This is a genomic window from Gordonia liuliyuniae (assembly GCF_021739025.1).
GTDB classification, from domain to species: Bacteria; Actinomycetota; Actinomycetes; order Mycobacteriales; family Mycobacteriaceae; genus Gordonia; species Gordonia liuliyuniae.
This window is the reverse complement of record NZ_JAKKOT010000007.1, coordinates 1-17,392: the sequence shown is the minus strand read 5'-3', so window position 1 is coordinate 17,392 and position 17,392 is coordinate 1. Positions and strand designations below refer to the sequence as shown.

The window sequence follows — 17,392 nt, the reverse complement described above, 5'->3', positions numbered from 1 at the left end:
ACGGCCACCCCATGCGGGCGGCGCACGAACAACAGGACACGAACTGCCGGGACACCACCCCGGCCACAGCCGCCGCACTCCTCCCGCGGCTCGCACTCTCCCCCGAGGAACGAGCAGTCTTGAAACGGGTTCGCCTGGACTGCGGCGCGCTATCAACTTGTCAAACAACCCCCGCCCCCGGCGCTACCCGAGAACTATCAATATGGTACAACTCACCTCTGACAAGAAACTATGTTCGACTGGTGGCTCAGCGGACGCACGCGACAGCGGCACGTCTCTCACGTAAGCCTGCAGTCGATCGAGCTGGGTACTGGTGCGAGCAGGATCTCGATCTGCGCTTCGCCTGCATCGATCTCGACCGCAATTTCCCATGCCGCGTCTCCGACTGCACGCCGCACCAACGGATCCTCGACGTCGGACCCGTCGGGTATCTCAATCGTCGCTGACCGCCTGACTACTTCGACGACGTTGACGCGGTAGACAGCCACGGCCACCTTCTCACCCACATGCCAATGGAATCAGAGGCCTCAGACACCGCGATTAGCCTACAATTGGGCGTCGAGATCTACGGCCTTGACCAGAGACCTGTCGACCGCTACCCATGCGCTATCACCCAAGTCATACCCCAGACGCGCGGCCAAGCGTCTCTCCTCCGTCCATGTTCCAACCAAAACAATCAAACCGTGCTCCTCAAGCACATGCTCCTTAGCCTGCCGAGCACGGCGCATCGGGTCTTGATTCTTGGCGCATACCGTCTCGATCGACGACCGCGGGATGATCACTCCGGGAAGATAACCGAAGAGCGCAGTAAGGCGTTTAACTTGGCCCTTCGGACCGAAAACGACCTCCAATTGCTCACGCTTGAGTAACCGTAGCGGTTCACTCGGAAGACCTGTCCAGGGTGCAATCTCCATTGCATACTCACGTACGGCAGCTCGACGTGGGGATCGCTTTAGATCGCGGTTCCCCCTTCCACCAGTCAGCCAGGCACGATGAGTCCTCATCAGCAGTGCACGCATTCGCTGCTCTTTATCATCGATTTGGATCATCAACGTGATCTCACACTGCCCCTCACGCGGTATCATCCAGGTATCTCGAACTGTACCTTTAATCTCTACCGGTAAACCGACAATTGTCGTGTCCAGCGGAGGCTCTTTGGACAAGCCTAACTGTTCGATCACGTGGTACTGGAGCTTGGTACCAACGGATGAACGCTCGTCTGAGTCAACTTCGCCGGCCGACAGACTGAAGCGCCAGGTACGCGCACCATCTAGCACGTAGCGGATCGCATCATCGGCAGCAGCGCACAGCCTTTCGACTACACTATTCTGCCGCAGCCACTCAGCGACGTGCTGAAGTTCAGCGTCATCGTCCGGATGCACAAGTACATGAGGCTGCCGCGCCCCGCTCCTCCGCTCATCCGGTGAGCATAGATCGCCAGGTCCCGGCACTTCTGAAGTAGTCACATCACGGTTCTAGCCGGCAGGCCACTCAGCCACTCAAATTCGCTCAGATTGATCAACTGACTCTCGACCGGTTCGCAAGGATGTAGTCGTGGCGAAAGTGCTCGGTCTGCCCAGTAAAGCCGCGGAATTCTCCCAGGTGGTAGACCGCTTCTCCGTCCACAACAGCTTCATGGATGGCGAAATCCATACTGAGCCGTTCTAGACGCCCTCCGAGGGACTTCTCAGTAATTTCAGGGATCGCCGCGAAGATTTCCGACTCACGAACCCCGCCACCATCGCTGGCACTAAGAAGCGAAAAGAGCGGATCTGCTGATACTGCGCCTGAGGCACGTTCGGTCCCGTCCGCGGCGAGTTCACGGTTGAACGCAGCAACGATTGAGCGCCCGACGGCGGCAGCGACAGGAGGAGGGAAGGCATTCCCAATCTGCCTGTACTGCGAAGTCTTGCGTCCCAAGAATCGCCAATCGTCGATCTCCTCCCAACCCTGAATCCGCTTGACCATGTCGATCGTCAACCGTGGCGCCTTAACGGATGGGTGCGGCGCGAACGCCGACGGTGGATCCTCGACGATCCCCTTCCCATCGACGCCGAGCTTCAGCCAGGCTTCCTTTGCGCGCGTTGGACCGAGATCTGCTCCGCCATGCTTCTTTGATCCTCCGACGATGGTTGGCCCGATCGCATTGGCCATCTTGACCCAGTCACCGGTATGCGGCCAACCATTCGCCGCCATGAGATTCCCCAGTGCCGACCCCACCGTCCGTGTCGAATCGCTGCCCTCTGGCCATGCAAAGAAGCGTGCGTCGTCCGGCTTTAGTGCAACCAATACAAAGCGGGGACGCAGCTGCGGTACACCGAAGTCCGACGAATGCAGCAGCTTCCAGAACGCCTCGTACCCAAGGTCTGCCAAACGGTCGAGTACTCGCTGTCTGTACGCGGCAAACCGGGGCTGAGACAGTCCCCTCACGTTCTCAAGCAAAAGCGCACGAGGCTTAACTACTGCGACCTGCTCGACTGCCCATGCGAACAGGTCCCGCTCATCAGACGCGCCAAGCTGACGGCCCGCGATCGAGAAGGGCGGGCACGGTACCCCCCCAGCGAGGAGGCCGACACCTTCAAAATCTGCAGGATTCCAGACGACCGAGCTTGCGACGTCACCGATGCGGACATCCCACTGCGGGCGATTATGTTGCAGCGTCCCAGCTGCGTTCTCGTCCAGCTCAATGGCGAGCTTATGCTCGAAGCCAGCCTTCTCAAGCCCGAGCGCCTGGCCGCCTGCACCTGCACAGATCTCCACGACTGAGTACTCACCAGTACCCCTGCCAGCCCCTGAAGTCACCAGTTCATCCTCTCATGCCCGCGAGTCGTCTCCCACCCGGCGCCTGGTCGGCAACCTGGGCCATATGAATCTCCAGCCCTCGCACGCCCGTTCGATACCGTTCGATTCAACCACTATCCTCCGACAAGTCGTCCGAGCTGGCGAAACGAACGTCGCGAACTGCGACCACTAGTCTTATGGATGCGTTCAGCGGGTCACGCCGTCGTCCTCGGCTTTGCATATGATCTCGACAAGCTGCTTCGGAGTCTTCCACGGCCGCCGACGATGGATCATCGCGTGACAGTTGGCGCATAATACGACCAGGTCAGACAGCGAGTTCTCCACTTCATTCGTCACATGCAGCGGAACGATGTGGTGGACGTGTGCATACCCCGAACCGAGTTCTCCATAGCGGGCTTCGAAGTCGAAGCTGCACGTCTCGCACTCTAAACGACCACGCTGACGGACCGCTTCCGCGATCTTCTCCCCGCGAAGCTTTGGGTCTCGCTCCCGATAAGTTGCAATACGTCGCCGCACCGCACCTTCAACGGCGGATACCGCCCGGCCAGCGTTGACCTCATCTAGGTCGACTACGTCGTCCTCGACGTCGAGTCCGATGGCGTGCGGCAGAAGTCTCGGCTCGTTCCGGAACCGCTCGGCGAGGCCCCTCATCCGCCCAGGATCTTGGACGTACGCAGTAACGACTGCCGCCGTCAGTCGGCCACCACGCGTCTTTGTACCTACATATTTTGGGTGAACGGTTCGGAGATCCTCGAGTTTCCGCTGCAACGAGGCCGCGCTCCGAAACCTCGGGTCCTTCGCCAGTAGCGGATTAAGGTCTCGAAACAAGTTCGACAGCTCAATCACCCGATCATCGGTCGACCGGATTGTGCGCCCCCATCCAGCCGCATCCTGAACTGCTGCCGTCACCACTAGCTCAGGCCATATCCAATCGGGCTGCTTTGAGCTCACTCCTCCTCCGCGCTCCACTTCTCGACGACCACGATTCCGGGCACGTCTTTCCGCACCTTCACGTCTGAGACCCTGCTGCGTTCGGACTCGTTGTCCGAGTCGATCGGGTCGGCGTCGACGGCCACTTCCTCGTAATCGGCATCGTCCTCGCCCTCTTCGTCGAGCGAGCTGACGATCCACTCATCCTCAGCGATGACAGGGATCTCGCCGGTGTCGAGGTCGTCGTCGAAAGCGTTCTCGTCGTAGTCCATGCCGAGGTATTTGCGCCACGTGTTCGCGTCGGTGAGCCATACGCCGTCCCCACTGGCGGCGGCTTCGGCGGCGCGGACCTGATCCATCAGGGTGATCGCACGACGACGCTGCTCGTCCTCGACACTGACCGTCGCATGCTTACGGAACGGGACGCCCACCTGGTAGAGCGACGGACTGACCGCGGCGATCGGAAAATCGGCGCCCGCGAGCCGCTCGAAGATCTTCTGGGTCAACGCGAGAGCAGGCTGGGTGGTGACGATCCCGTCCAACACGCTCCCCCGCTGCGCCTCACGTTCGGCAGCCTTCGCGGCCTCCCACTCGTTGATCTGGCGCTCCAGATCGGCGTGTTCGCCGCCGAGCACTCCGGGCGTCCGGTACGACACCTTGTCGACGAAACTCTGCGCCACGTCGTCGATGTCGAATCCATCGATCGCGTCGGCCGCGATCCGGGAATGGAACAGTACCTGGAGCAGCAAGTCGCCCAGCTCGGACTTCAACTCATCGCGCGACCCGTTGTCGATCGCGTCCAACAATTCGTAGACCTCTTCGACGAGGTACCGCCGCAACGAGTCGTGTGTCTGCCGCTGCTCCCACGGCCCGGTGCGCCGCAGCCGGTCCATCAAGTCGACGGCACGCAAGATGTTGCTGCCCTTGACCGGCTCGCCCTCGACGACGCGCTCCCCGGCGTCGATCCGTGCACGCACCGCAGGATGACGCTTGTCCGACGAGACGAGGACATCGAAGTTCTGGGCGCGGTCGCCCACAAGGACGTAATCGGGCAACTGCCACAACAGATTCGGATGAACCTCCTCCGTGACGGCGATAGTTCCCGACATCAACCCGACGGCACCCGCAGGCACCATGTCGGGCCGCGAAGGATCGAGCAGAACGACGGGCATGTGCACTCCTCCCCGGAGAAAACTCTGTCAGGACGACCTTAGTCGGTCATCGACCCACGACATGGCGCCAACGCGCAGTTGGGGTCTCGCCCCGCCGACAGCGGCCCGATCGGCGCGGCGACCTACGACGCTTCGGCCTCCAGCGCGGCGACGACGGCCCGCAGCGCTGGATCGTCCTCACTGCTGCGCCGCCACACCGCGTGGACCACCCTGCGCGGCGCCTGCTTCAACGGCCGAAGCTCCACGCCCGCAGGCGGAGTCGGACGTGCCAGACGCGGGATCAACGCGACGACGTCGCCCGACGCGACGAGCGCCATCTGCGTGCTGAAGTCGTCGACCGAATGCACGACGTCGGGCTCAGCAGCGCTTCCGGCGAACATCCGCTGGAACCATTGGTGGCACACGGTCCCCGGCGGAGAAGTCACCCACCGACAGCCCGCGAGGTCTGCCATTCCGATCGGCTCGTCGAAATGCGTGAGCGGATGCCCAGCGGGAACCGCGAGGTCGCCGACGTCGGTGTGCAACAACGACGGCCGGACACCGGGCGACACCGGAGTCGGCACCCCATCCGCGTCGTGCACCAATGCGAGGTCCGCACCGCCCGACTCGACGGCGTACACCGCCGGAACCGGGTCTCCCTCAACGATCTCGACACGGAGATCCGGATAGTCGACAGCCAACCCTGCAAGCACCGGCGCGACGATCCCGCGGACTGCCGTCGAGAACGCGACGATCCGGAACATTCCGCGCGGCACACCGGCATCCGCCGACCTCGCCGCCGAGACCGACTGCTCCAACGCCTGCACGACGCCCGGCACCGACTCGACCAGCGCCCGCCCGGCCGCCGTCAACACCACACGACGCCCCGCGGGCGACACCAACCGCACGCCGACCTCCACTTCGAGCCGCTTGATCTTCTGGGAGATCGCCGACGCGGTGAACCCCAGATCGTCCGCGACGCGGCTCATCGTTCCGAGATCCGCGAGCGCACGGAGAGCCTGTAGGGCCGACACATCGATCATGAAGCGATCGTAATCAATGTGACGTAGAACTGTTCGCTTGTCGTTGACGATGATCGTCGTGAGAATGGGAGTCATGATGCTCGCGCCCGTTGCCGCCCACGCTTTCGGCACCAACCTTGTCGCCGTCCCGACTCCGATGAACCCCGACTACTCGGTCGACGAGTCCGGATTCAAAGCAATGGTGAAGCATCTGGTCAAGAACGGCTGCGACGGCATCGTCGTCGCCGGAACCACCGGCGAGTCGCCGACGCTGTCCGAAGATGAACTGGCACAGATCATCCGACTGGCCGCATCGAAGGCGAAAGGCCGCGCCCGGATCATCGCCGGGGTCGGCACCAACGACACGCTCTCCACGATCCGGCGCGCGCGCCTCGCCGCGGCAGCGGGCGCCGACGCCCTCCTCGTCGTCACCCCGTACTACTCGCGGCCGTCACAGGTCGGCGTCGCCACCCACTTCCGCGCCGTCGCCGACGCCACCGACCTGCCCGTGATGCTCTACGACGTCCCGCACCGTACCGGCCTCCCCATCGCGACCGCGACACTCATGGAGCTCGCCCAACATCCGAGAATCCTGGCCGTCAAGGACGCGACCGGCGACATCGCGCAGGCCATGGCCGTGATGGCCGAATGTCCGATGGCGTTCTACTGCGGCAGCGACGGCCTCAACCTGCCGTACCTGTCGGCGGGGGCCACCGGAGTCGTCAGCGTCGTCGGCGCCGTCCGTTCGGCCGCGAACGCCGCGCTCATCAAGGCCGTCGCCGACAACGATCTGCCGACCGCGCGCGAGATCAACCGCGATCTGATCCCCGCCGCGACGGCGCTCAACTCGATCGCCACCGGGGGTGCTGTCGCCGCGAAGGTCGCCCTGCGTGAACTCGGCGTCATCACCCACGCGACGGTCCGCCCGCCGCTCACCGAGGCGACGTCCGACGAAGCCGGGCAGATCGTGTCCGCGTTGGCCGTGCACGCGGAAGCCCACTCCGCATGACCCGGCCGCGCGGAGAGCTTGATCTGGCGTACAACCTCTCGACGCTGACGCGACCTCAGGGCTGACTGCCGCCGACCCGATTCGCCGCCGCATACGCACCGGGCGACATCCCGATGGTTGCGGTGAAGTCCCTCGTCAGATGAGCCTGATCGGCATACCCGAGTTCTGCGGCGAGTCCGGCCCAATCCGGGACATTCCCGTCCCGCACGTGTTCGGCCGCATCGATGAGCCGGAAGCGGCGGATCGTCCACGTCGGTGAGACGCCCGCGCACGAGATGAACATCCGCTGCAGTGTGCGACCGGTGACCCCGCCGAGCTTCGCGAGCTGCCCGACGGTCGCGATGGAACGGTCGTGTTCGGCCGCGGAAGCGATCGCCGACACCTCCCTGGCTCGATCGATCCGCGCCTGCGGACGGTCGGCCAGCAGAGCGACGAGCGCATCACCGATCGGGGTGACCCGTCCGCCGCCCCACGGACGGGCAGCGACCGCCGCGGCCAGCCCACCGTCGACGACCACCACGTCCGCGAGGTCCAGATGAGTGTCGTTGACCTCGTGGACGTCGTCGATCCACGCGCCGAAGCCGCCGACCGTCGACTTCGCCGCGACATTCCAGCCCCTCCCACTCAACGTCCGAACCGTCACCTGGGTGGTGACGCCGTTGAACTTCGCAGCCAACGGATAGGGGCCGGGCGGCGGGGCGTCGCCGGGGGTAGGCGACGTTCCGACGCTGACGTTCACCGCGGGCGTCGCCAATATCGGCTGCCGATGTCGTTGCTCGCCAGGGAGATCCCAGCGCACCGACCAAAACCATTCGATCAGCCCATCGAGCTCGGGAGGAGCCGGATAACGGTCGAAGTCGACCACGGAGAACATGCGGGCCGGTTCGAGAATGCCACGCGTGTGTCCATCGAACGAAGAGCGAGCGTCGGCGTGCACGAAGGAAGCGTAACGCGAACCTACACCGCTCAGGCGGTGCGATGGGCAGGAGAGGGGTGTGCGCGCTGACAGGTGTCGGTTTGCTCGCGGATGTGTCGCGAATTTTCAAGAGAAGCAGCTCGGTGCATCCGTAACGTCGCCGGCATGGACACGTCAGCCGCCCTCATCCGCACCCTCGATCAGCTCGCCGACCTGCTCGACCAGGCCGCCGACATACCCTCGACCGCGGCCACGCCCTGCACCGAGTTCGACGTCGCCGCGCTCCGCGGCCACGTCGTCGGGTGGCTGACCGCGTTCACCGACGGCTTCACCGCCGACGACCACACCTGCAGCGACCCCGACGCGGTCACCGTCTCCGGCAGTGGAGCCGCGCAGGTACGTGCCGCCGCCGACCGCCTGCGAACCGTGCTGCCCGCCGCTCTCGCCGAGCCGTTGAAGATCGGCGACGCGGGGATGCCCGGCGACATGGCCGCGTCGATGATCCTCTGGGAGTACCAGATGCACGGATGGGATCTCGCGCAAGCGGCGGGCCTGGACTGGAGTCCCGACGACGAGGCAGTCGAAGCGTCCCTAGTCGTCGCGCCCGCCATGCTGACGCCCGACTTCCAAGGCGAGGGTAAAGCGTTCGCCGCCGCCGTCCCCGTCGCGGAGTCGGCGACACCGTTGGAACGACTCGTCGGACTGTCCGGACGCCGCCCGATGCGGTAAGCGGAAACAGCTTCGACGACGTCGCCCCGTCACGCGTCCAACGGTGCGATCGCCTGGAGGAAACCGACGACGTAGTCGATCAGTTCCGTATCGCGCAGCCGCGGCGAACCGACGCCGCCGGTCCGCGGGATCGGGAGCGTCACAGTGTGCGTGGTGGCACGGTACTGCGCCGACGAGAACATCCGCTTGAGACGGATCTGCTGGCTGTCGAGCAGGATCATCGGCGCGACCTTCACCGACTGACCGGCCAACCCGATCTCGGTCACGCCCCGCTCGCGGCACCGCAGGCGCAGTCGCGCGATGGCCGCGAGACGCTCAGTCTGGACCGGTGGAGGCCCGTAGCGGTCGGCGAGTTCGACGAGCACCTCGTCGACGTCGCTGTCGCTGCTCGCCGACGCGAGCTTCCGGTATGCCTCCAACCGCAACCGGTCCGCTTCGACGTACTCGGTCGGGATGTGGGCATCCACCGGCAGGTCGATCCGCACCTCCGCCGACTCCTGCGTCTGCACCGGACTACCGTCCGCGGCAGCGCGATACGCTTCGACGGCTTCACCGACGAGACGCACGTACAGGTCGAAGCCGACGCCCGCGACGTGACCGGACTGTTGGGCGCCCAACACGTTGCCCGCGCCGCGCAACTCCAAATCCTTCAACGCGACCGCCATGCCTGCGCCCAACTCGTTGTTCTGGGCGATGGTCGCGAGACGGTCGTACGCGGTTTCGGTCAACGGCTTGTCGCCGCTGTACAGCAGGTACGCGTAGCCGCGTTCGCGGGAACGGCCCACACGACCGCGCAGCTGGTGCAGCTGCGAGAGACCGAAGTTCTCAGCGCGGTCGACGATCAACGTGTTCGCGTTCGAGATGTCCATTCCCGTCTCAATGATCGTCGTGCACACCAGCACGTCGTACTCGCGGTTCCAGAACGCGTCGACGGTGCTCTCCAACTGGTCTTCACCCATCTGACCGTGTGCGACGACGACACGAGCCTCCGGGACCATCGCAGCGAGGTCGCGGGCCACCTTGTCGATCGTCGACACCCGGTTGTGCACGAAGAACACTTGGCCGTCACGCAACAGTTCACGGCGGATCGCGGCGGCCACCTGCTTCGGCGAGTACGCGCCGACGTAGGTGAGGACCGGATGGCGTTCCTCAGGCGGGGTGAGGATCGTCGACATCTCACGGATCCCCGCCATCGACATCTCGAGGGTTCGCGGGATCGGCGTCGCCGACATCGTCAACACATCGACGTGCGTGCGCAGCGCCTTGATGTGCTCCTTGTGCTCCACACCGAACCGTTGCTCCTCGTCGACGATGACCAGGCCGAGATCCTTCCACCGGACACCGGTCTGCAACAGCCGGTGGGTGCCGATCACGATGTCGACTTCGCCGTCCGCCATCTGCGCGAGGATCTCCTTCGACTCCGCCGGATCGGTGAACCGCGACAGCCCGCGAACCTTGACGGGAAACCCGGCCATGCGTTCGGTGAACGTCTGCAAGTGCTGCCCGGCCAGGATCGTGGTCGGCACGAGGACCGCGACCTGCTTCCCGTCCTGCACCGCCTTGAACGCGGCGCGGACCGCGATCTCGGTCTTGCCGTATCCGACGTCGCCGACGACGACTCGGTCCATTGGGACCGGCCTCTCCATGTCGGCTTTCACCTCGGAGATCACCGTCATCTGGTCGACGGTCTCCGTGTAGTCGAACGCGTCCTCCATCTCGCGCTGCCACGGGGTGTCCGGACTGAACGAGAACCCCGGCGCGGCGTGGCGGGCCGCGTACAGCTGGACGAGTTCGCCCGCGATCTCGCGGACCGCCTTGCGCGCCTTCTTCTTCGTGTTCGCCCAGTCGGACCCGCCGAGCTTGCTCAGCGACGGCTGCTCGCCGCCGACATAGCGCGACAGTTGGTCGAGCGCTTCCATCGGCACGAACAGACGATCGCCCGGCTGGCCGCGCTTGCCCGGCGCGTACTCGATGACCAGGTATTCGCGGCGCGCACCCGAGACGGTCCGTTCGATCATCTCGACGAACTTGCCGATTCCATGCTGGTCGTGGACCACCATGTCGCCTGCGACCAGCGCGAGCGGGTCCACCTGGTTGCGACGCTTCGCCGGCAGCCGCCGACCGTCCTTCACACCGGTCACGCGCGTACCGGTGATATCGGCTTCGGTCGTGATGACCAGTCCGGCGCTCCCCTCGGAGCCGAGCCCCAGGGTCAGTCCGCGCCGCAACGTCCCGTGGTAGACGCCGACCGCGTCGGCGGGCGGTTCGGCGCCGTCGTCCATCAGTCGCGCAGGCACCTCGGCCTCGCCGAGTCGTTCGACGAAGCGCGTCGCGGTGCCGCGGCCCGCGGCCACGATCGCGGCCCGGCCACCCGACGCGAGCTGGGCGCGCAGCGACGCCATCAGGACGGCGAGCTCCTTCTCGTCACCGTGCGGCGTCGGCCCCGGCTCGACGTTCAACACCAGTTCGTCGCCGTCGCCTGCGGCGAGCGGGCTCAACGTCCACCACGAGTGACCTGCAGCGACCGTCACCGACTCGACCTCTTCGACCGGCCGGTATGCGCTCGCGGTCAAATCGATGGCACGCGCGTCGACGGGTGCGTCCGCGCCGAGGGCCGCCGCGTTCCACGATGCTTCCAGGAACTCTTCGCCGGTCCGCGCGAGGTCGACGGCCCGGGTACGCACCTTCTCCGGGTCGAGGACCAGCACGCGAACGCCGTCGGGCATCACCTCGGTGAGCAGTTGCATCTCGCCGTCGACGAGCGCCGGAATCAGCGCCTCCATCCCGTCGACGGGCATGCCTTCGGCGAGCTTCGTCAGCATCTCGCGCAGCGCTTCGTCCGACGTCGACTCGGCGAGTTCGGCGGCCCGCTCGCGCACCTGAGCGGTCAGCACGAGTTCACGACACGGATGGATCTGCACGGACGAACAGTCGATCTCCGGCTGGGTCCGCTGGTCGGCGACGGAAAACGCTCGCATGTCGGTGATCTCGTCGCCCCAGAACTCGACGCGCACCGGGTAGTCGGCGGTCGTCGGGAAGACGTCGAGAATGCCTCCTCGCACGGCGAACTCGCCGCGTCGCCCGACCATGTCGACGCGTTCGTACGCCATCTCGACGAGTTGTTCGATGAGCCCGTCGAACTCGACGTCGACGCCCTCGGACAGGGTCAGCGTCCGCAGCTGGCCGAGGCCGGGCGCCATCGGCTGCACCAACGACCGCACCGTCGTCACGACCACCGCCAACGGAGACTCGGCAGGCGAGGCCAACCGGTGCAGAACCGCGAGCCGCGCACCGACCGTGTCTGCGCTCGGCGACAGCCGCTCGTGTGGGAGGGTCTCCCACGACGGGAACTGCGCGACCGACTCCCGGTCCGGCAGCAACTCCGACAGTTCGGCTGTCAGGTCGTCGGCCTCCCGACCGTTCGCCGTCACCACCAGGACCGGAGCGTCGTCGGTCGCTGCCAGAGCCGCCACCAGGAACGGTCGCACAGCGTCCGGCGCGCTCACCGCGAGTCGCGACCGCGCCGCCCGTTCCCTGATCTGCGCGAACGCATCGTCACGCAGAGCGAAAGCAGTCAGTCCGGACAGCGTCGTCCCAGGGATCTCTTCGGTGGTCGCCACTCGGTTCACTCTATTCGCGGACCTCGATCATGCGAAGTCGGGCGGCTCATCGGCGGATCGAGCGCACTACGTTCACTCGAACAACGGCGCCCCCAAGTACGACCCCGGCCGAGTACCCGGAAGCATCGCGTACACGGCGGAGCCGATCGGCGTAGTCCACTCGTTGAGGGCGTCGTGGTCGGCGAGCCGCTGCTGCACAGGCAGATACTGCGCCAGCGGATCGCGTTGGTAGGCAGCGAAGATCAGGCCGCTGTCGGACGTGTCGCCGCCGACGCCGGGCGGCGCGAGGTCGTAGCTGTACGGCCGGCGTAGGAACTGTTCACGGTCCGAACGCTGGTGTGCCCGAGCGATGTGCGCCGACTCCGGGATCACCGGGATGCCGCCCTGGGTCGCGGAGAACACGGCCTCGTCGGTTTCGGTCGTGCCCGTCAACGGCGCACCGGTGTCGAGGGAACGTCCCACCGACAGTTCGCGCCCGCGCCGGTCGAGCGCCTCCCACGTGTCGATGTTCATGGCGATCCGCCGCAGCACGAGCGACGTTCCACCCGCCATCCACGACTGCTCGGCGCCGTCGTCCCACACGAGGTCGTCGTGCCTGTCGTCGGACGGTTGGACTGTGCCGTCGACTTGCCCGAACAGGTTGCGGCGGTGGTGGAACCCCTGTTGCATCCACCGCACCCGCATCCGCCGTCGGACCGGCGCGACGACCATCCGCACCGCGTGTGCGAGGGTCATCGGATCATCACAGGCGACCGCGACGACCACGTCGGTCTGTCCCCACCGTTCCTGCAGTCGGTCGATGCCGAATGCGGGAAGCGGCGCGCACCACGCAGGCTTCTTCGCCGCCAACGCGTGCGACGCGAAGGCTCCCGGACCGAACCCGACCGCGATCGACAGCCGGGCCGGAGCGCCCGCGAGTTCGGGCTCAGTGTCGGAGAATCCGGGTTCCCCCTGCGTCAGGTTGGCCGCGTCCTGCGTCCACAACCGCAACATGCCCGGTAGGGCCGTGTGGTCGGCTGCGTCGATCAGGTCGAGGCCGATGAAGTTCGCGTGTGCCTGCATCGGGGTGACGATCCCCGACTGGTGGTCACCGAAGAACGGCAGCGTCGACGGGGCCGTCGCCGGTTCGGACAGTCCTTGTCCGACACCGACTGCGGCCGCGCCGACACCGAGGCCTGCGAGACCGACTCCGCCGGTCAGCAGTGTTCTCCGGGAGAACCGGGTCAACTGTGCCCGCCGTGGGCGCCGCCCTCGACGGGGGCAGCAGCGGACGGGGAGTAGTTCTCCTGGTTGCCGTCGAAGTCACGTGCGAGCGCGTCGATCGTCTCGGTCGATCCGTCGTCGAATCGCGCGGTGATCGTCGCGACGTCGCCCGCTCGGATGGGTTTCGTCACGTCCATCAACATGAAGTGTTCGCCGCCCGGGTCGAGGATCACCGATCCGTTGGCCGGAACGACGATGCCGCCGTCGACTTCCCGCATGGTGGTCTCTCCGCCCGACTCGACGACCTCGTGCAGTTCGACGTTCTTCGCCACGTCGCTGGAGGCGCCGACGATGCGGATGTCGTGGTCGGACGAATTCTCGACGACGGCGAACGCCGACGTCATTGCGTTGTCGGCCGCCGGGTGGTCGGATGCTTTGATCCATGGTTGCGAGACGGTGACCGAATCGGCGTCGGCGGCGTCGTCGGTGTCGGGGGTACACGCGGTGATCGAGGTGGCGGATACGAGTGCGGCTGCCGCGAACGCGGTCAGGCCGGCTGAGCGCAGCAGATAGCGCCGTGCCATGAGGTCTCCTCAAATGAGCAAGGTGTGAAAGGTCGGTTGGTCTTCACACCATTGCGGGAGGGCCTCGCACGCCCGTCGCGGACTGCAGCAGGATCGAGTACGCCCGCCGCGTCACCGGACGCGCTGCGGTCGGGACGACGTCGCCGTCGGTCGGGGGCCCGTCGGCCAAGCGTCGCACGACGGCGATCATCGACCCACACGCGCGGGCGAGCCGCTCGGCGACGACGAGGACGCCGACCGCTACCGGCAGTGCGACGGCGTGCCAGACCAGCATCGGCACGGTGGGGGTCACCGCTCCGTGACCGAGCATGGCCAGTGCGACGTGGGTGGCCGCCTGCCCGCCGACGAGGGCTGCGGCTGTGGCCGCCCACCCGGAGCCGGTGAACCGGCGCCGACCCTGGACTTGACCTGCTCGTGCGACACCGACGACGACGGCGAGCGCGCCGAGAATCAACAGGTGGGACGTCGGCGACCGGTGATCGCCGAAGCCGCCGCCGAACGCGTGCGCGGAGATGCCGAGCGTCGCTGACACCGCACCCGCCAGAACACCGTGAATCGCCGGATCGGCAGGCGAATCGGAGGTGGTCAGACGGACGTACACGCTGTTGAGCGTACCAATCAGGGAGCCCCCGACTCCGGGCCGAGGTCGAGGTGCATGTAGACGACGCCGATCCAGCGGCCGAACTTGTATCCGACGTTCGGGGTGCGGCCGGATTCGACGAACCCGGCCTTGGCGTGCAGCGCGACCGATGCGGGCGCCTCGTCGGAGATCACAGCCATGATGTGGCGGACTGTCGACGGGCCGGCCTTGTCGATCAGCGCGCCCAGCAGGCGGCCGCCGGTTCCCCGACCGGCCGCTTCGGGCCGCAGATAGATGCTGTTCTCCGCAGTGAACGCCCACCCCGTCTTACCGCGGTACGGGCCGAGTCGCGCGAATCCCACGATGCCCGGCATCACGTCGGGGTCTTCCGCGACGATGAACGGCAGACCCGCGGAGCGGCCGTGCGCGACGCGGGCCTCCCATTCGCCGACGTCGGGTGGATCGTAGTCGAAGCTGGCCGTCGAGGTCTCGACGTAGTGCCGGTAGATGTCGGCGACGTCGGAGCAGTCGGCGACGGTCACGTCCCGCATCGTGAGCATGCCCTGATTCTTCCGCATGGTTAGGCGATTACACTGTTCGGAATGGCCGAACCCGAGCGAGATCACATCACTGCCGCTGGCGACGGCCGCTTGAAGACGGGCCTCCGGACGCGTCACCTCGTCATGATGAGCCTCGGCTCGGCGATCGGCGCCGGTCTGTTCGTCGGATCCGGCGAGGGGATCGCGCTGGCCGGCCCGGCTGCCCTCGTCGCCTACGCGATCATCGGTTTGATCATCGTCTCGGTGATGCGGATGCTCGGCGAGCTCGCGGCCGCCGACCCCAATCCGGGAGCCTTCTCGTACTACGTCGGTAAAGCCCTCGGGCCCGGCGCAGGTTTCATGATGGGCTGGCTGTGGTGGATCCAGATGACCCTCGTCGTCTCCGCTGAAGCGCTGGCCGCGGCGGAAGGCCTCAACGGACTGGTCGGCGTCCTCCCCTCCTGGGGGTGGGCGCTGGTGTTCATGGTGGTATTCACTGCTCTCAACTTGACCGGCGCCGCGAACTTCGGCGAGCTCGAGTTCTGGCTCGCTTTGATCAAGGTCACGTTCATCGTCGTGTTCCTGGCGATCGGCGCCGCCTACCTGTTCGGTTGGACGTCGGAACCGTCGCCGGGTATCGACAACGTCGGCGAGTTCCTGCCCAACGGACTCGGCGGCGTCACCGCTGCCCTGTTGGTGATCGCGTTCGCGTTCGGCGGCATCGAGATCATCGCCGTCGCTGCCGCGGAGACCGACGATCCGGGGCCGAGCGTGACGAAGGCGATCCGCACGATCGTCTGGCGGATCCTGCTGTTCTATGTGGGGTCCGTCCTCATCATCATTCTGGTGTTGCCTGCCACCGACGACCGACTCCAGTCCGGCCCGTTCGTCGGTGTCCTCGAGCAGGCGGGGCTTCCAGCGGTGGCGACGACGATGGGCGCGATCATCGTCGTCGCGCTCCTGTCGTCGATGAACGTCAACCTGTACGGGGCGTCGCGAATGCTGTTCTCGTTGGGACTGCGTCGTATGGCGCCGTCCGAGACCGCGACGACGTCGACGAGAGGCGTACCGATCATCGCGGTGTTGGCGAGCGTCGTCGTCGGTTTCGCGATGGTGCCCGCGAACTATGTGTGGGGCGAGCAGGTGCTCGACAAACTCCTGGCGTTGGTCGGTTCAACGTTGCTCGTCACCTGGCTGGCCATCACTGCCGCCCAGATAGTTCTGCGCCGTCGCGCCGACCGCGAGGGCGTCCACCTTCCGATGAGGATGTGGCTGTACCCGTATCTGTCGTGGGCGACGATGCTCGCATTGGCGGTGATCGTTTTGCTGGGATTGTGGACCGACTCGGTGCGCGGTCAGATCGCGTCGACGGCGCTCCTCGCATTCGTGCTGTGGGGCGTGGGCACGATCATTGCTCGGCGGCGTTCCGCTTCGCCGAACTCGTAGTCTCCGGGACCGGCTCGGTGTAGTCGGAGTCCACCAGCATCGGGGACGGGTCGAGCCGGGTGAGCCCGTTCCAGCACAGATTGACCAGATGAGCTGCCACGACCTCCTTCGACGGCTCCCGGACGTCCAACCACCACTGGGCGGTCACGGACACCATGCCGACGAGGGCCTGCGCATACAGCGGCGCCAACGTCGGGTCGAAGCCACGTCGTTCGAAGTCGCCTGCCAGAATGTGCTCCACCTGGCTGATCGCATCGTTCAAGAGGCTTGAGTACCGGGTGTCGTCCTTATTGCTGTGCGGAGACTCGCCGCGCACCAGGATGCGGAAGCCGTCTGTCCGCTCTTCCATGTAGGTGAGGAGAGCGAGTGCGACCTGCTGGATGCGGTACAGCGATCGGTTCTTCGTCAGCGAGGACGTCACGAGCTCGAGCAACTTGTCCATCTCGCGGTCGACGACGACGGCGTAGAGCCCTTCCTTGCCGCCGAAGTGCTCGTAGACGATCGGCTTGGACACTCCGGCCCGCTGCGCGATCTCTTCGATCGACGTCCCTTCGAAGCCTCGCTCCGCGAACAGACCGCGCGCCACCTCGATCAGCTGCAGACGACGCTGCGCGCCCGTCATCCGTGCGCGAGGCGCCTTCACTACTACTTCCGCACCGTCCGCCGGCCTGTCGATAGCCATACCGCACAGTCTATCGGCGACCGCCCGCCCACGACGCGCGAGTGAGCGACACAGAGGTAAGCGCCGAGATAGGGTTAGAGCCCCCAACACGTGGTGTTGGGGGCTCTAACTCGGGTTTAGTTCGGCGGTGTCCTACTCTCCCACACTGGTTAGGGTGCAGTACCATCGGCGCTGGAGGG

Annotated in this window: 15 protein-coding genes; 3 read left to right on the top strand and 12 right to left on the bottom strand. The window is 65.8% G+C overall.

Going from position 1 to position 17,392, the window contains the following annotated elements:
- Positions 1 to 545 precede the first annotated feature (545 nt).
- From L5G28_RS15350 to L5G28_RS15330, 5 genes are all read right to left on the bottom strand, one after another.
- Positions 546 to 1,382, bottom strand: coding sequence for a NaeI family type II restriction endonuclease (locus L5G28_RS15350; protein ID WP_237002287.1), 837 nt, complete (start codon positions 1,380 to 1,382; stop codon positions 546 to 548).
- Between the two features lie 136 nt (positions 1,383 to 1,518).
- The gene (locus L5G28_RS15345; RefSeq protein WP_237002286.1) at positions 1,519 to 2,760 is read right to left on the bottom strand and encodes a DNA cytosine methyltransferase; all 1,242 of its coding nucleotides are present in this window, start codon (positions 2,758 to 2,760) and stop codon (positions 1,519 to 1,521) included.
- 228 nt (positions 2,761 to 2,988) lie between these two features.
- Complete coding sequence (locus L5G28_RS19455) at positions 2,989 to 3,753, bottom strand: HNH endonuclease (RefSeq protein ID WP_237002285.1); 765 nt, start codon at positions 3,751 to 3,753, stop codon at positions 2,989 to 2,991.
- Positions 3,750 to 4,904 (bottom strand): nucleoside triphosphate pyrophosphohydrolase, encoded by a 1,155-nt coding sequence (locus tag L5G28_RS15335; protein ID WP_237002284.1) that lies wholly within the window; start codon positions 4,902 to 4,904, stop codon positions 3,750 to 3,752. The genes L5G28_RS19455 and L5G28_RS15335 overlap by 4 nt, the downstream gene beginning before the upstream one ends.
- A gap of 122 nt (positions 4,905 to 5,026) precedes the next feature.
- Positions 5,027 to 5,926, bottom strand: coding sequence for a LysR family transcriptional regulator (locus tag L5G28_RS15330; RefSeq protein ID WP_237002282.1), 900 nt, complete (start codon positions 5,924 to 5,926; stop codon positions 5,027 to 5,029).
- Positions 5,927 to 5,990: 64 nt separating this feature from the next.
- Here L5G28_RS15330 and dapA point away from each other — a divergent pair, with 64 nt between their 5' ends.
- Complete coding sequence (dapA, locus tag L5G28_RS15325) at positions 5,991 to 6,914, top strand: 4-hydroxy-tetrahydrodipicolinate synthase (RefSeq protein WP_236999777.1); 924 nt, start codon at positions 5,991 to 5,993, stop codon at positions 6,912 to 6,914.
- Between the two features lie 55 nt (positions 6,915 to 6,969).
- Here dapA and L5G28_RS15320 read toward each other — a convergent pair whose 3' ends face one another.
- Complete coding sequence (locus L5G28_RS15320; RefSeq protein ID WP_237002281.1) at positions 6,970 to 7,851, bottom strand: helix-turn-helix domain-containing protein; 882 nt, start codon at positions 7,849 to 7,851, stop codon at positions 6,970 to 6,972.
- A gap of 144 nt (positions 7,852 to 7,995) precedes the next feature.
- Between L5G28_RS15320 and L5G28_RS15315 the strand changes: the two genes are divergently transcribed.
- Positions 7,996 to 8,559, top strand: coding sequence for a TIGR03086 family metal-binding protein (locus tag L5G28_RS15315; protein WP_237002280.1), 564 nt, complete (start codon positions 7,996 to 7,998; stop codon positions 8,557 to 8,559).
- A gap of 29 nt (positions 8,560 to 8,588) precedes the next feature.
- On the opposite strand, the gene mfd is transcribed toward L5G28_RS15315, so the two are convergent.
- From mfd to L5G28_RS15290, 5 genes are all read right to left on the bottom strand, one after another.
- Positions 8,589 to 12,179 (bottom strand): transcription-repair coupling factor, encoded by a 3,591-nt coding sequence (gene mfd / locus L5G28_RS15310; protein WP_237002279.1) that lies wholly within the window; start codon positions 12,177 to 12,179, stop codon positions 8,589 to 8,591.
- A gap of 72 nt (positions 12,180 to 12,251) precedes the next feature.
- A complete protein-coding gene (locus tag L5G28_RS15305; RefSeq protein ID WP_237002278.1) occupies positions 12,252 to 13,406 on the bottom strand; it encodes a Dyp-type peroxidase in 1,155 nt (384 codons plus the stop codon).
- The gene (locus L5G28_RS15300) at positions 13,403 to 13,966 is read right to left on the bottom strand and encodes a copper chaperone PCu(A)C (protein WP_237002277.1); all 564 of its coding nucleotides are present in this window, start codon (positions 13,964 to 13,966) and stop codon (positions 13,403 to 13,405) included. The genes L5G28_RS15305 and L5G28_RS15300 overlap by 4 nt, the downstream gene beginning before the upstream one ends.
- Positions 13,967 to 14,009: 43 nt before the next feature.
- The gene (locus L5G28_RS15295) at positions 14,010 to 14,567 is read right to left on the bottom strand and encodes a hypothetical protein (RefSeq protein WP_237002276.1); all 558 of its coding nucleotides are present in this window, start codon (positions 14,565 to 14,567) and stop codon (positions 14,010 to 14,012) included.
- A 17-nt stretch (positions 14,568 to 14,584) separates the two neighbouring features.
- Entirely contained in the window at positions 14,585 to 15,124 is a 540-nt protein-coding gene (locus L5G28_RS15290) for a GNAT family N-acetyltransferase (protein WP_237002275.1), read from the bottom strand.
- A gap of 24 nt (positions 15,125 to 15,148) precedes the next feature.
- On the opposite strand from L5G28_RS15290, the gene L5G28_RS15285 reads away from it, so the two are divergent.
- Entirely contained in the window at positions 15,149 to 16,531 is a 1,383-nt protein-coding gene (locus L5G28_RS15285) for an amino acid permease (protein ID WP_237002274.1), read from the top strand.
- Here the strand turns inward: L5G28_RS15285 and L5G28_RS15280 are convergent.
- The gene (locus tag L5G28_RS15280; RefSeq protein ID WP_237002273.1) at positions 16,494 to 17,213 is read right to left on the bottom strand and encodes a TetR/AcrR family transcriptional regulator; all 720 of its coding nucleotides are present in this window, start codon (positions 17,211 to 17,213) and stop codon (positions 16,494 to 16,496) included. The two genes, L5G28_RS15285 and L5G28_RS15280, sit on opposite strands and share 38 nt — an antisense overlap.
- Positions 17,214 to 17,392: the final 179 nt, after the last annotated feature.

Bases quoted from the DNA above. Each gene is read 5' to 3' on its own strand.
- L5G28_RS15330 (WP_237002282.1), bottom strand. From the start codon at position 5,926: ATGATCGATGTGTCGGCCCTACAGGCTCTCCGTGCGCTCGCGGATCTC.
- L5G28_RS15280 (WP_237002273.1), bottom strand. From the start codon at position 17,213: ATGGCTATCGACAGGCCGGCGGACGGTGCGGAAGTAGTAGTGAAGGCG.
- dapA (WP_236999777.1), top strand. From the start codon at position 5,991: ATGGGAGTCATGATGCTCGCGCCCGTTGCCGCCCACGCTTTCGGCACC.
- L5G28_RS15290 (WP_237002275.1), bottom strand. From the start codon at position 15,124: ATGCGGAAGAATCAGGGCATGCTCACGATGCGGGACGTGACCGTCGCC.
- L5G28_RS15285 (WP_237002274.1), top strand. From the start codon at position 15,149: ATGGCCGAACCCGAGCGAGATCACATCACTGCCGCTGGCGACGGCCGC.
- L5G28_RS15300 (WP_237002277.1), bottom strand. From the start codon at position 13,966: ATGGCACGGCGCTATCTGCTGCGCTCAGCCGGCCTGACCGCGTTCGCG.
- L5G28_RS15315 (WP_237002280.1), top strand. From the start codon at position 7,996: ATGGACACGTCAGCCGCCCTCATCCGCACCCTCGATCAGCTCGCCGAC.
- L5G28_RS15335 (WP_237002284.1), bottom strand. From the start codon at position 4,904: ATGCCCGTCGTTCTGCTCGATCCTTCGCGGCCCGACATGGTGCCTGCG.